The 13,963-nt window shown below is 60.3% G+C and carries 12 protein-coding genes; 7 read left to right on the forward strand and 5 right to left on the reverse strand.

What is annotated here, in order from left to right; all coding sequences use genetic code 11:
• Positions 1-14: 14 nt before the first annotated feature.
• Entirely contained in the window at positions 15-281 is a 267-nt protein-coding gene (locus G5287_RS12180) for a hypothetical protein (RefSeq protein WP_106844155.1), read from the reverse strand.
• Positions 282-450: 169 nt separating this feature from the next.
• Between G5287_RS12180 and G5287_RS12185 the strand changes: the two genes are divergently transcribed.
• Together G5287_RS12185 and G5287_RS12190 are read left to right on the forward strand one after the other, a co-directional pair.
• On the forward strand, positions 451-1,272 hold the full coding sequence (locus tag G5287_RS12185) for an HDOD domain-containing protein (RefSeq protein ID WP_201937502.1): 822 nt from the start codon (positions 451-453) through the stop codon (positions 1,270-1,272).
• 130 nt (positions 1,273-1,402) lie between these two features.
• Entirely contained in the window at positions 1,403-1,900 is a 498-nt protein-coding gene (locus G5287_RS12190) for a GNAT family N-acetyltransferase (protein WP_227341506.1), read from the forward strand.
• A gap of 153 nt (positions 1,901-2,053) precedes the next feature.
• On the opposite strand, the gene G5287_RS12195 is transcribed toward G5287_RS12190, so the two are convergent.
• A complete protein-coding gene (locus G5287_RS12195) occupies positions 2,054-2,230 on the reverse strand; it encodes a hypothetical protein (RefSeq protein ID WP_005340085.1) in 177 nt (58 codons plus the stop codon).
• A 506-nt stretch (positions 2,231-2,736) separates the two neighbouring features.
• Positions 2,737-4,014, reverse strand: a complete 1,278-nt coding sequence (locus G5287_RS12200) for a cation:proton antiporter (protein ID WP_019446508.1) — start codon at positions 4,012-4,014, stop codon at positions 2,737-2,739.
• Positions 4,015-4,230: 216 nt separating this feature from the next.
• On the opposite strand from G5287_RS12200, the gene metH reads away from it, so the two are divergent.
• Both metH and rimK read left to right on the forward strand, forming a co-directional pair.
• Positions 4,231-7,926, forward strand: a complete 3,696-nt coding sequence (gene metH, locus G5287_RS12205) for a methionine synthase (protein WP_421231372.1) — start codon at positions 4,231-4,233, stop codon at positions 7,924-7,926.
• A gap of 231 nt (positions 7,927-8,157) precedes the next feature.
• Positions 8,158-9,054: a 30S ribosomal protein S6--L-glutamate ligase gene (gene rimK, locus G5287_RS12210; protein WP_005340088.1), complete on the forward strand. Its 897-nt coding sequence runs from the start codon at positions 8,158-8,160 to the stop codon at positions 9,052-9,054.
• A gap of 95 nt (positions 9,055-9,149) precedes the next feature.
• On the opposite strand, the gene G5287_RS12215 is transcribed toward rimK, so the two are convergent.
• Positions 9,150-10,394, reverse strand: a complete 1,245-nt coding sequence (locus G5287_RS12215) for a sensor histidine kinase (protein ID WP_043822633.1) — start codon at positions 10,392-10,394, stop codon at positions 9,150-9,152.
• Positions 10,391-11,059, reverse strand: a complete 669-nt coding sequence (locus G5287_RS12220) for a response regulator transcription factor (RefSeq protein ID WP_005340090.1) — start codon at positions 11,057-11,059, stop codon at positions 10,391-10,393. Before G5287_RS12220 ends, G5287_RS12215 begins: the two co-directional genes overlap by 4 nt.
• A gap of 88 nt (positions 11,060-11,147) precedes the next feature.
• Here G5287_RS12220 and G5287_RS12225 point away from each other — a divergent pair, with 88 nt between their 5' ends.
• The 3 genes from G5287_RS12225 to aerA all read left to right on the forward strand — a co-directional run bounded on the left by G5287_RS12225 (position 11,148) and on the right by aerA (position 13,866).
• Positions 11,148-11,570 (forward strand): hypothetical protein, encoded by a 423-nt coding sequence (locus G5287_RS12225; RefSeq protein ID WP_005340092.1) that lies wholly within the window; start codon positions 11,148-11,150, stop codon positions 11,568-11,570.
• An 86-nt stretch (positions 11,571-11,656) separates the two neighbouring features.
• Positions 11,657-12,142, forward strand: a complete 486-nt coding sequence (locus G5287_RS12230) for a hypothetical protein (protein WP_042052581.1) — start codon at positions 11,657-11,659, stop codon at positions 12,140-12,142.
• A 260-nt stretch (positions 12,143-12,402) separates the two neighbouring features.
• The gene (aerA, locus tag G5287_RS12235) at positions 12,403-13,866 is read left to right on the forward strand and encodes an aerolysin AerA (RefSeq protein WP_319920168.1); all 1,464 of its coding nucleotides are present in this window, start codon (positions 12,403-12,405) and stop codon (positions 13,864-13,866) included.
• Positions 13,867-13,963: the final 97 nt, after the last annotated feature.

The following is a 13,963-nucleotide window of genomic DNA, read 5'->3' on the forward strand; positions in this document are numbered from 1 at the left end:
TTATCCAGCTCGGGTCAGTCGTCTGCCCACGGCATCTCGGGCAGGCTGTCGAGGAACTCGCCGTAACGGGCCAGATTGAAGGGGCCCTGATCGGCCTCCATCGCCATCAGCTCGGCCCCGAGGGCGCAGGCGATATATTGCAGCGCCTCTTCCCGCGGGGTGCCCTTCATTACCAGCCGCATCAGGGTCGCCTTCACATGGGGCGGGTGACCGTCGTTGAGCTGGTTCTCCACCATCTCCAGCAGCGCGTCTTCATCAAAAAATTCCTGAGTGTCGTTCATGGGATATCCGCAACAGTGAATGTGGCGGCCAGTATAGCCTGAATGGGACTAACACCTTGAACAGCCAGCGAATAAACAATCCGATGGGGAGGCCATTTGTTACCCATAATTAGGAAGAGTTTGCCAAGGCAAACAGGTTGGAACACAGATAACATGGATGGACACGCCTATGCCCACGATAGATTCCCTGCTGGCCGAGCCCAAGCTACTGCCCCAGATCCCGGAAGTGATGCGCGATTTGATCCAGACCTTCAATGAAAAGGATCCGGATCTGCTGAAGATCAGCAAGTTGATCAACAAGGACCCTGTCATCTCCGCCAAGTTGCTGCGGCTGGCCAACTCGGCCAAATTCGGCAGCAGTCGTCAGATCGGCACCGTCAATGAAGCCGCGGTGCGGCTTGGACTGGCGATGGTGCGCAACATGGTGCTGGCCTGCGGGCTCACCGAATCGGTCAAGGCCGTGCCCGGCATTGATCTCAAACATTTCTGGGGCTGCGTCTTCAACGTGGCTGAACTGGCCCGCCGTCTGGCGGTGAAGAAAGGGATGAAGGGAGATGAGGTTTTTACCTGCGCTCTGCTGCACGATCTTGGCCGGCTGGTGATGCACGTGGGGCTGCCTGAAAACACTGTCCACCACATTCACGATCTGGAGCTGCACAAGGGGCGGGCCAAGGCAGAAGAGCTGGTGGTCGGCTTCAACTATGCCCAGGTCGGGGCGGCCATGGCTCGTTACTGGAAGTTTCCCGATACCATCAGCAATGCGGTGGAGTATCACTACAATCCCATGCTGGCCAAGGTATTTTCCGCCGAGGCCGGGTTGATCCATCTGGCCATTGTGCTGGCGGCCCAGTCCGATGTGGGGGAAGAGGCGCCCCCTGAGTGGCCCCACAAGGTGGCAGATGCGTTGGGGCTGAGCTGGGCCGATTGCGCTGCCCAGTTCACTGCGCTGCGCGAGCAGGGCAACGGCTATGCCGGACTGCTGGCCGCCTGAGCCCGTTTCTCCCATCTCGTCAGGGGTCGCACTGCGGCCCCTTTTGTATGAGTGATGGTGCCACAGGCTTGCCAGCCCGGGAGTGACGGGGCACTCTTTGCCCTTCACTTTCCGTTTGAGAGCCCTTGCCATGATTGCCTCCTCCCGCCTGATCCTGCGCGAAATGATCGCCACCGACGCCCCCTTCATCCTTGAGCTGCTCAATGACGGTGACTTCTATCGCTACATCGGTGATCGGGGCATTCGCACCCTCGAACAGGCGCAGGAGTATATCCAGCAGGGGCCGGCAGTCAGCTATGCCCGTCATGGTCATGGCCTCTATCTGGTGGAGCGCAAAGAGGACGGTGCCAGCCTCGGTATATGCGGTCTGATCAAGCGCGATACCCTGGAGCAGGTCGATATCGGTTACGCCTTCCTGCCGCAATATCGCGGTCAGGGCTACGCCATTGAAGCGGCGCAGGCCGCTCTTGCCGATGGCAAAAGCCGATTGGGGATCGGGCAGGTAGTTGCCATCGTCACTCCGGGTAACGAGCGATCCATCGGCCTGCTGGCCAAGCTGGGGCTGGTGCGCAGTCGACTGGTCAAATTGAGCGAAGATGCCGATGAGTGCCTGCTGCTGGAGCAGTGATCAAGGTCAGAGAGCTGAAAAGCGAATGGCGAGGTAGCTGTCAGGTTGAGTGACAAGCAAGAGCCCGGGTCTGGCGAAAGGCGTGAGAGAAGCAAAGAGGCCGCCGTGAGTTGCGGCCTGTCTGCATCGGGCGCTGCCGGAGGGCAGGCAGGATCAGTTGAGGTCTTCGATGGAGAACTCGCCAGCGATACCATCACAGGAGATGGCGAAACCGCCGCTGAAGCGGGTGCTGAACTGGATCAGAAACGCATCATTGTCGTGCTCTTGCACAGGCAGGTTGATGGGCTTGCTACGACGCAGGGGCTTGTGTGTTTGTACTGCTTTCATCATGGTATTTCTCTATATAAATTAGGTGTTTGCTCCTTGTATTGGCAAATGTCAGGTCAATGGGCGCGGTCGATTGGGTGAACGACAAGCGCGCAGGAATACCCAGCCCGGTTAAAGGGCGTCTGCACTTTCAAGGAATATGCTGATGCATAAATCAAATTGGGTGGGCAGATCGGGTCTGCACCGTGAGAGCCGGGCAACGCAGGCAGACAGCCTGACGGTTCTCAAGGCGAGTAAATCAGAAGAAGGTTATGCGGGTACTGGCAGGATTCATCGTGAGGTGAAGCATTGCAGGGTAAACATAAACAGGGCTGATTAACTAGCCGACGAGCATTCTCTCCTCGAAATGAATAAAAAGCAAACAATAATTTGCCGATGTTGAAGTCAGTACGCTTTTCCTCTGTGTAATCAAGGCGCTATCAGCAGCAAATATTCGCAACTATCCGCCATAAAAAGAGGGCTCCCGACGGGAGCCCTCTCTCATTCTGCAATCAGCACAGTGGGCCGACTCAGTAGTCGCCACAGGCCTTTTTGGCAGCCGTGATCATCGGGGTGATGGTCATGCCTTGCACCACGATGGAGAACATCACCACCGAGTAGGTCATCACAAGGATGACCTCCCGCAGGTCGACGCCATGTTCCGGGATCATCATGACGCCGGAGGGGAGTGCCAGTGCCATCGCCATGGCCAGACCACCGCGCAGGCCACCCCAGGTGAGGATCCGCACCGAGAAGGTGTTGTAATTGCGGAATCGGCGGAAAGCCACATAGGGCAGCGACACGCTGATAAAGCGGGCACCCAGGCAGAGCGGCACCGCAATGACCAGCAGGATCCAGTCACGCCAGGCGAGATCCAGCAGTACCAGCGCCAGACCGATCAGCAGGAACAGCAGGGCGTTGAGGAACTGGTCCATCAACTCCCAGAAGTGATCCAAGTGATGGCTGCTCTGCTCGGAGAAGCCGGAGTGACGGGTCCAGTTGCCGATCATGATGCCGGTGACCACCATGGCCAGTGCGCCGGAGACGCCGATCATGTTGGCAAAGGCAAAACCGGCGGTCGGGATGCAGAGGGTCAGCAGCAGCTCCAATGAACCGTCATCGGTGGCGCTGATCATCACGTGGGCGATAAGGCCCAGCACGGCGCCGAACAGAATGCCGCCTAGGGCCTCGTGCAGGAACAGACCGGCCACGCTACCGAAGGTGGGCTCGACACCACCAAAGGCGACGGCAAACACGGTAGCGAAGATGACGAGGCCAACACCATCGTTGAACAGGGATTCCCCTTCGATCTGGATGGCGATCTGGGGTGGCGCCTTCATCTTCTTGACGATGGCCAGTACGGCAATCGGGTCAGTGGGGGAGATCAGCGCGCCGAACAGCATGCAGTAGACCAGCGGCAACTCCCAGCCCAGCAGCTTGGCGATAAACCAGAAGCCGTAGCCGATGAGGAAGGTGGAGAGCAGGGTGGCAATGATGGCCAGAATGGTGATCTCCCACTTCTGGCTACGCAGCGCCTTGAGGTTGATGCCAAGGCCCCCGGCGAACAGCAGGAAGCCCAGAATCCCCTTCAGCAGGAAGTTCTGGAAGTCGATGCTCTCCATGGTCTTGACGGCAAGAGGTTCCAGGTTGAACCAGCCCAGTTTGCCAAACAGCACCAGCAGTGCGGAGATCAGCATGGAGCCCGCAGTAATGGCGATGGTGGTCTGGATCTTCACAACATACTGGTTGGCAAAGGCGATAAAAATCGCCAACGCTGCCAGAAAACAGAGTGTGTAGTAGACGCTCATAGTTATTTTTTTCTCGTTGGTAGACAGCAAGCACGTATCCCTATGCAGGACGGGCATAGGTTACTCTCGGGCCCTATGTTACTCATTACCCATAAATGAGTATATGGTGGCGCATTTGGACTGATAGACGGCTAGATTTCCATTTTATTTGTTTGCTGTTAGGATGCTGTTTACGCAGTTGCATGGATGTAAGAGGAACACGCGGTGTCGAACGTAATGTCGAGCAGAGAGCCGAGCAAGCAGTCGGACGTAACAAAGAAGCTGGAAGCCTGCCTCAGGGAGCGGATCCTGATCATCGACGGGGCCATGGGCACCATGATCCAGGGCTACAAGCTGGGGGAGGCGGATTATCGGGGTGAGCGGTTTGCCGACTGGCATACCGACATCAAGGGCAACAACGATCTGCTGGTGCTGACCCGTCCGGCGGTGATCCGCGAGATCCACGAGCAGTATTGCGCTGCCGGGGCCGACATTCTCGAGACCAACACCTTCAACGCCACTCGCATCGCCATGGCCGATTACGAGATGGAAGAGTTTTCCGCCGAGATCAACCGTGAAGCCGCCCGTCTGGCCCGCGCCGTGGCCGACGAGTGGACGGCAAAAGATCCCGCCAAGCCGCGCTTCGTAGCAGGGGTGTTGGGCCCCACCAACCGCACCGCCTCCATCTCGCCGGATGTGAACGATCCCGGCAAGCGCAACGTCACCTATGACCAGCTGGTGGCCGCCTACACCGAATCGACCCATGCCCTGATCGAGGGCGGCGCCGACATCATTCTGATCGAGACCATCTTCGATACCCTCAACGCCAAGGCCGCCGCCTTCGCGGTGGAAGGGGTGTTCGAGGCGCTGGGCTTCAGCCTGCCGGTGATGATCTCCGGCACCATTACTGACGCCTCCGGTCGTACCCTCTCCGGCCAGACCACCGAAGCCTTCTATCACTCGTTGCGCCACGTCAAACCGGTCTCGTTCGGCCTCAACTGTGCGCTTGGGCCCGATGAGCTTCGCCAGTATGTGGAGGAGCTGTCGCGCATCAGCGAATCCTGCGTCAGCGCCCACCCCAACGCCGGTCTGCCCAATGCGTTCGGCGAGTACGACCTCGATGCCGTCGAGATGGCGGAGCATATCCGCGAGTGGGCCCAAAGCGGCTTCCTCAACATGGTCGGCGGTTGCTGCGGCACCACCCCGACCCATATTCGTGCCATGGCCGACGCCGTGGCGGGCATCAAGCCGCGCGTGCTGCCCGAGCTGCCGGTAGCCTGCCGCCTGTCGGGCCTCGAGCCGCTGATCATTACCCCTGAATCCATGTTCGTGAACGTAGGGGAGCGCACCAACGTCACCGGTTCGGCCAAGTTCAAGCGGCTGATCAAGGAGGGGCTCTACGACGAGGCGCTCGACGTTGCCAAGCAGCAGGTGGAGAACGGCGCCCAGATCATCGATATCAACATGGACGAGGGGATGCTGGACGCCGAAGCGGCCATGGTGCGCTTCCTGAACCTCATCGCCGGTGAGCCGGATATCGCCAGGGTGCCTGTGATGATCGACTCCTCCAAGTGGGAGGTGCTGGAAGCGGGCCTCAAGTGCGTGCAGGGCAAGCCGGTGGTCAACTCCATCTCCATGAAAGAGGGGGAGGAGAAGTTTATCCAGCAGGCCAGATTGCTGCGTCGCTACGGCGCCGCCGTCATCGTGATGGCGTTCGATGAGGTGGGTCAGGCCGACACCCGCGCCCGCAAGTTCGAGATCTGCCAGCGCGCCTACCGGATCCTGGTGGATCAGGTCGGTTTCCCGCCGGAAGACATCATCTTCGACCCCAATATCTTCGCGGTGGCGACCGGCATCGATGAGCACAACAACTACGCGGTGGACTTCATCGAGGCGGTGAAGGACATCAAGACACACCTGCCCCACGCCATGATCTCCGGCGGCGTCTCCAACGTCTCGTTTTCGTTTCGCGGCAACGAGCCGGTGCGCGAAGCCATTCACGCCGTCTTCCTCTACCACGCCATCAGGAACGGTATGGACATGGGGATCGTCAACGCCGGCCAGCTCGCCATCTATGAAGACATTCCGGCGGAGCTGAAAGAGAAGGTCGAGGCGGTGGTGCTCAACCTCAATGACAACGCCACCGAAGAGCTGCTGGCCATCGCCGAGAAGTATCGCGGTGCCGGTGCCCAGGCGGAGGATCCGCGGGATCAGGAGTGGCGCAGCTGGCCGGTGGGCAAACGGCTGGAGCACGCACTGGTCAAGGGGATCACCGACTTTATCGAAGAGGATACCGAAGAGGCGCGCGCTGGCGCGGAGAAGCCGCTGCACGTCATCGAAGGGCCGCTGATGGATGGTATGAACGTGGTCGGCGACCTGTTCGGCGCGGGCAAGATGTTTCTGCCGCAGGTGGTGAAATCGGCCCGGGTGATGAAGCGGGCGGTGGCCTATCTGCAGCCCTATATCGAGGCGGAAAAATCGGGCGGCTCCAGCAATGGCAAAATCGTGCTGGCCACCGTCAAGGGTGATGTGCACGACATCGGCAAGAACATCGTCGGGGTGGTGCTGCAGTGCAACAACTTCGAGATTGTCGACCTCGGGGTAATGGTCTCCTGCGAGACCATTCTCAAGACTGCGCGTGAGGTCGGCGCCGATATCATCGGGTTGTCGGGTCTCATCACCCCGTCCCTGGACGAGATGGTGCACGTGGCCAAAGAGATGGAGCGTCAGGGCTTCAAGCTGCCGCTGCTGATCGGCGGTGCCACCACCTCCAAGGCCCACACTGCGGTGAAGATCGAGCAGAACTACTCGGAGCCTGTGGTCTATGTCTCCAACGCCTCCCGCGCGGTGGGGGTGGCCCAGAGCCTGCTCAGCCCGGATCTGAAGGAGGCGTTTGTCGCCCGCATTAACAAGGAGTACGAGATCGCCCGGGATCAGCATGCCCGCAAGCAGCCGCGCTCCCGCCCGGTCAGTCTGGCCCATGCCCGCGCCAACCGGCATCAGCTGGATTGGGTTGGCTACCAGCCACCCAAGCCCCGCGAGCTCGGGGTGCAGAAGTTCGAAGATGTGTCCATTTCGGTGCTGCGCCCCTACATCGACTGGACGCCGTTCTTCCTCAGCTGGGAGCTGGCGGGCAAGTATCCGCGCATCCTTGAGGACGAGATCATCGGCGAGGAAGCGACCAAGCTGTTTGCCGACGCCAACGCCATGCTGGATCAGCTGGAAAAGGATCAGAGCGTGCGCTGCGCCGGGGTGATCGGCCTGTTCCCGGCCAACGCGGTAGGGGATAGCATCGAGGTTTACAGCGACGAGTCCCGCACCGAGGTCATCAAGGTGCTGCACCACCTGCGCCAGCAGAGCGAGAAGCAGGGCTTCCCCAACTACTGTCTGGCGGACTATGTGGCGCCGAAAGAGAGTGGCAAGCCCGACTGGATCGGCGCCTTCGCGGTGACCGGCGGCATCGGTGAGGAGGCCATCGCCAAGGCCTACAAGGTGCAGCATGACGACTACAATGCCATCCTCATTCAGGCGGTGTGCGACCGTCTCGCCGAAGCCTTTGCCGAGTATCTGCACGAGCAGGTGCGCAAGGTTCATTGGGGTTATGCTCCCGACGAGGCCCTCAGCAACGAGGAGCTGATCCGCGAAAACTATCAGGGCATCCGCCCGGCCCCCGGTTATCCGGCCTGCCCGGAGCACACCGAGAAGGGGAGCATCTGGGAACTGCTGGAGGTGGAGCAGGCTATCGGCATGCAGCTGACCGAATCCTACGCCATGTGGCCGGGGGCGGCGGTGTCGGGCTGGTACTTCTCCCACCCCGAGAGCAAATACTTCGCGGTGGCGCAGATCCAGCAAGATCAGGTGGAAGATTACGCCGCCCGCAAGGGGATGACGCTGGCCGAGGCCGAGCGCTGGCTGGGGCCCAACCTGAACTGACTCCCGCGTGACATCGGTTGATCTTTAACGAGAAACGGCGGCATCCTTGCTCGGGTGGAACAATCTGCGCAGAGCCGCCGTTTAACCTGTTGGTCACAGTGATGTGGTAGCGTGCGGTTTGGTGTGGTTTGTCTTGTTGTCAGGATAAACAATTGGCGTTGTCTTGGCGCTGTGGCACCTTATACTCTCCCGCCCCATCCTGCCCAGGCACAGCCTTCTAGCGGAATTGTCATGAAGATCGCCATTTTATCCCGTGAGCCGAAAAACTACTCCACCCGCCGTCTGGTCGAGGTGGCGCAGGCGCGCGGTCATCAGGTAGAGGTGCTCGACACCCTGCGCTGCTATATGAACATCGCTTCCCACAACCCCTCCATTCACTACGAGGGTGGGGAGCTGGGAAGCTATGACGCCGTGATCCCGCGGATCGGGGCCAGCATTACCGCCTACGGCACCGCCGTGCTGCGCCAGTTCGAGATGATGAACACCATGGCCCTCAACAGCTCGGTGGCCATCAGCCGTTCCCGCGACAAGCTGCGGGCGATGCAGCTGCTCTCCCGCCACGGCATCGGCCTGCCCATCACCGGCTATGCCCACAGCACCCACGACGTGCCCGACCTCATCACCATGGTGGGCGGGGCGCCGCTGGTGGTGAAACTGCTGGAGGGAACCCAGGGGATTGGCGTGGTGCTCTGCGAGACCCAGAAGGCCGCCGAGAGCGTGATCGAAGCCTTTATCCAGACCAACAACAACATTCTGGTACAGGAGTATATCCGCGAGGCCAATGGTGCCGATATCCGCTGTCTGGTGGTCAATGGCAAGGTGGTTGCCGCCATGCGCCGTCAGGCCCAGCCGGGGGAGTTTCGCTCCAACCTGCACCGTGGCGGTACTGCCGAAGCGATCAAGATCACCCCGGAAGAGCGCGCCACCGCGGTGCAGGCCGCCAAGATCATGGGGCTGGATGTGGCGGGGGTCGATATCCTGCGCAGCGCACGTGGCCCGCTGGTGCTGGAGGTTAACTCCTCCCCCGGATTGCAAGGGGTGGAAGCCGCCTCCGGCAAGGATGTGGCCGGCAAGATCATCGAGTTCCTCGAACTCAAGGCGAGCCGCAAGAACAAACCCGCGGAGTGAGCCTCAGGCTTGCATCCGTCAGATAGAAACAGGGCGCCCTCGGGCGCCTTGTTGCTATCTGGCTGGTGGGTTGGCGGTGCCACTGCGCCCTCACCCTAACCCTCTCCCAAAGGGAGAGGGAACTGTTCGGCAGTGATCATCGCCAATCGGGCGCTAAATACGCCATCCTCCAGCCGGGTATCGATCTGCCAGCCCAGCTTCTCGCAGATGCGCTGGATGATGGTGAGGCCACAGCCGTAGCCGAGGATCTGATCCGGCGCCGCCGCCGTCGGGTTGCTGATGGTGAGCACCGGGCCACACAGCTCGATGTCGATATGTCCCTCGGCATAGCTCAGGGCATTTTTCAGCAGGTTGCCGAGGGCGATGGCGAGCAGGGAGAGGGGGGCGTTTACTTCGCTGCTCTCGTCCAGATTAAGCCGGATATCGAGGGCCTCCCGCTGCAACAGCGGAGCGAGGCGGGCCAGCTCCTGACGGATCAGCGGGGTCACCTGTTGCAGTGGCCGCTCCACCGCCTCCTTGCGGCCCAGCAGCAGGAAGGTCTCGGTGAGCAGCGCCATCTCGTCGGCGGCGGCGCGGATGCGGGTGGTGGCGCGGGCAGCTGGCGCGGGCAGATCCGTCACCTTGCCGAGCAGGGCGGCCGAGCCCTGGATCACCATGTTGGGGGTGCGCAGCTCGTGGCTGGCGAAGCGACTGAACTCCTGCTCGCGGGCGAACACTGCGCTCACCTCCTGCTTGCCGGCCAGCAGCGCCAGCTCGATATCCCGCAGCTCCTGCCAGGGGGCGTCGGGCTCGAAATCCGCCTGATCCGGGGTGAGGTGGGCGACCCTCTGTTGCAGCCGTTGCAGCGGCCCTGTGATATGGCGCACCAGCCAGATGCCGAAGCCGAGGCAGCCCAGCAGCAGGGTCACCCCGATCAGCCGGGTCGCCAGATGCAGCTTGTCCTCGTAGGGGTCGAGGTAGTCGTCGGCGTCGTCGTTGAACACCAGATAGAGCAGTCCCTCGCCGGAGGGGTGACGGGCCACCAGAAAGTGTTTGTCCTCCTTGCCCAGCTGATGCTCGAAAAAGCCGGGGGTCTGGTAGGGCTTCAGCCATTTCGGCAAGCGGCCCGCCTCGGTCCAGTAGCTGGAGAACTGTCTGGGGCTCGGGGCGGCGGCCGCCGGGCCGAGTCGCAGCCAGTCATCGCTGTAGCGGGTCACTTCGGCTTCCAGCCAGTGGCGCAGGCTCAGCTCTTCCATCTTGTCCTCGGCCACCAGCATCAGGCCGGAGAGCAGGATCAGCAGCACCACCCCGGCGCCGCCGAGCGCCATGATCAGGCGGCGGCGCAGGCTCGGCAGACTCATGCGCTCACCAGTCGGTAGCCCTGGCCGTGCAGGGTCTCCAGCATGGGAGTGGGGAAGGGCTTGTCGAGCGCGTTGCGCAGGGCGTAGATGTGGCTGCGCAGGGCATCGGAGTCGGGCTCCTCATCCCCCCAGACGGTGTCGAGTACCTCCTGACGGCTGACGATGGCGGGGGCGCGGCGGGCCAGCAGGGCGAGGATCCGGAACGGGATCTTGCCGAGCTTGAGGGGCTCACCGGCACGGGTGGCGCGGCCGCTGGCGACGTCGACCGTCAGATCGCCAAAGCTGATGGCCCCCACATCGCCGCGCGGGCCGCGCAGGCTGAGGGCTTGCAGTCGCACCTCCAGCTCCTCCATGGCGAACGGCTTGACCAGATAGTCATCCCCTCCCGCCTTGAAGCCCGCCAGCTTGTCCTCCAGGCTGTCGCGGGCGGTGAGAAACAGCACGGGAGTGGCAATCCCCTGCTCGCGCAGGCGCGCCACTGTGCTGAGGCCATCGAGGCGCGGCATCATCACGTCCATGATGATGACGTCGAAACGCTGCTCCTCCAGCAGTTGCAGCGCCGCCTGACCGTGATAGGCACAATCGAGGCGGTGACCGGCCAGCTCCAGATAATCCATGATGGTTTCCGCCACCTGAGGATTGTCTTCCACTACCAAAATCTTCATGCTTTGCTCTCCTGGTTGGCGAGCGTTTCACGCTCTTTTCACACCGGATTCGGCATCCTGTTTGCCAGTGTAACCCCGAGGATCCCTGATGAAGAAGTCTCTCTGCGCCCTCCTGTTGCTGATCTTGTTGCCACTTGGCACCGCACAGGCGACCGAATTCAAACTGACCGGCCGCACCACCTGGCAGCTTGGCCAGTTGATGGTCAACGGCATGCCGTTCGTGATCGACGACCAGACCCGCTTCAAGGATTGGCTCAACGAGGATGATCTCGGCGGTACCTGGGTCGAGATGAAGGGGGTGGTGGAGAACGGCGTGCGCTATGTGCGCAAGGTCGAAGCCCTCGACGAAGATGACAAGGACGAGATGGATCTGGAGGGGCCGGTGGAAGGGGGGCGGATCTGGGGCTACACCACTTCGGATAACAGTCTGGCGCCGTTTGAAGGGCGCTGGCTTGAGCTGGAGTGCAAGTTTGACGGCATGCGTCTGAGCCGCTGCCGCGAGGATGACTGATCCGATCTCTGCGTCCCGATTAGAAATGCTCCCGAATGAAGCCCATGCTTGTCCAGCATGGGCTTTTTGTTCAGGGACGAACGAAGATGGAACAATCGAGGAAGTGGTGTGCATGGATGCTGGGTCTGCCGCTCTGGGCGGCGCAGGCGGGAGCCGACGAATTGTGGCTGGTGGAGCTTGAGCACAGCGACGGCATCCGCCTGCAATTTCAGGGGGCTGAAGTGGAGCAGGGCAGTGCCGCCGTCTGGCGGCAGGGGGAAATTTGGCCGCAGCCACTCAAACCCGGCGACCAGCTCGCCCTGCTGGTGGCAGATGGCGTTGCCACCCGCATTGAGCTGCTGGCCGCCAGAGCCCCGCTGGCCAATCAGCCCTGGCAGCGGGCGCAAGATCGCCTGCAATCCTTCGATGACCGGCAGCTCACGCTGGCAACCCTGGGCACTGTGCCACTCAATCCGCAGGTGCGCTGGGTCAACGGTTCGGTCGCCGATCTGCACGCCGGGAGCGAGCTGGTATTGATCCGTTCGGCGGATGGAATATTGCAGGGAATTGAAGTGATCAATCCGGAAGAGTAATTCAGCATCTTCTTATTTAATATGGTTTCACCATATTGTGGCAGCCATTAAATAATGACTGTCACAATATTTATGATTTATTCCTCAATAAAGTCATCGCTCTAATTATTTTCCTGTATCACCATTATTTTGTTTGTCATGGATGTTTTTTGGTGGTTTATTTTATTTGTGTCAGGTTTTGTCGGAGTCCATACCTGTCAAATGAAAAAGGATATTTCTACACAATAACAATTATCGTATGTCTGAAAGAGGGATAAATGATGAATAGAATAATTACCGCCAATCTGGCGTTTTTGGCGTCTTCATTGATGCTCGCTCAGGTGCAGGCGGCTGAACCTGTCTACCCTGATCAGGTCAAGTGGGCGGGCCTTGGCACGGGCGTCTGTGCCAGTGGTTACCGTCCTCTGACCCGCGATGAAGCCATGAGTATCAAGGGTAATCTGGTCAGCCGCATGGGGCAGTGGCAGATCACCGGGCTGGCTGATCGCTGGGTGATTATGGGGCCGGGATATAATGGCGAAATCAAACAGGGCACTGCCGGAGAAACCTGGTGTTATCCTAACTCACCAGTTTCCGGAGAAATACCAACACTCTCTGACTGGAATATTCCGGCGGGTGATGAGGTCGATGTGCAATGGCGGCTTGTCCACGACAATGATTATTTTATCAAGCCAGTCAGTTATCTCGCCCATTATTTGGGATACGCCTGGGTGGGTGGAAATCATAGCCCCTATGTCGGGGAAGATATGGATGTTACCCGGGTTGGCGATGGCTGGTTGATAAAGGGAAATAATGACGGCGGCTGCTCCGGATATCGTTGCGGGGAGAAGAGCTCCATCAAGGTAAGCAACTTCTCATATACCCTGGAACCCGACTCCTTCAGCCATGGTCAGGTCACCGAGAGCGGCAAGCAGCTGGTGAAGACCATCACGGCCAATGCGACCAACTACACCGACCTGCCCCAGCAGGTGGTGGTGACCCTGAAGTACGACAAGGCCACCAACTGGTCGAAGACCGACACCTACAGTCTGAGCGAGAAGGTGACCACCAAGAACAAGTTCCAGTGGCCGCTGGTGGGTGAGACCGAGCTTGCCATCGAGATTGCGGCGAGCCAGAGCTGGGCTTCCCAACACGGGGGCTCGACCACCGAGACCGTCTCGGTTGAAGCGCGCCCCACGGTGCCGCCTCACTCCAGCCTGCCGGTGCGGGTTGCCCTCTACAAGTCCAACATCTCCTACCCCTACGAGTTCAAGGCCGAGGTCAATTATGACCTGACCATGAAGGGCTTCCTGCGTTGGGGCGGCAATGCCTGGTATACCCATCCTGAGAATCGTCCCACCTGGGAGCACACCTTTGCCGTCGGCCCGTTCCGCGACAAGGCCAGCAGCATCCGCTACCAGTGGGACAAGCGTTATATCCCGGGTGAAGTGAAGTGGTGGGACTGGAACTGGACCATCAGCGAGTATGGTTTGTCGACCATGCAGAATAACCTGGGTCGTGTGCTGCGCCCGATCCGTTCGGCAGTGACCGGTGACTTCTACGCCGAGAGCCAGTTTGCCGGCGATATCGAAATCGGTCAGCCCCAGACCCGTTCCGCGAAGTCTGCCCAGCTGCGCAGTGCCTCTGCCGATGAGGTGGCGCTTACCGGTGTGGATCTGGACAGCGAGGCCCTTGCTAACGAAGGGTTTGGCAACGTATCCCTGACCATAGTTCCGGTTCAATAACCTCCCTCACAGGCCCCTTTCATAGGGGCCTGTTTCTGTTCTGCGCAAGACGATGCACTTGCCCAGCGCCCTCGATTTTCCCTCTTTTTCTCCTCTT

Origin of the sequence: Aeromonas sp. 603079, assembly GCF_049172135.1 — a bacterium.
In the GTDB taxonomy this organism is placed as follows: domain Bacteria; phylum Pseudomonadota; class Gammaproteobacteria; order Enterobacterales; family Aeromonadaceae; genus Aeromonas; species Aeromonas veronii.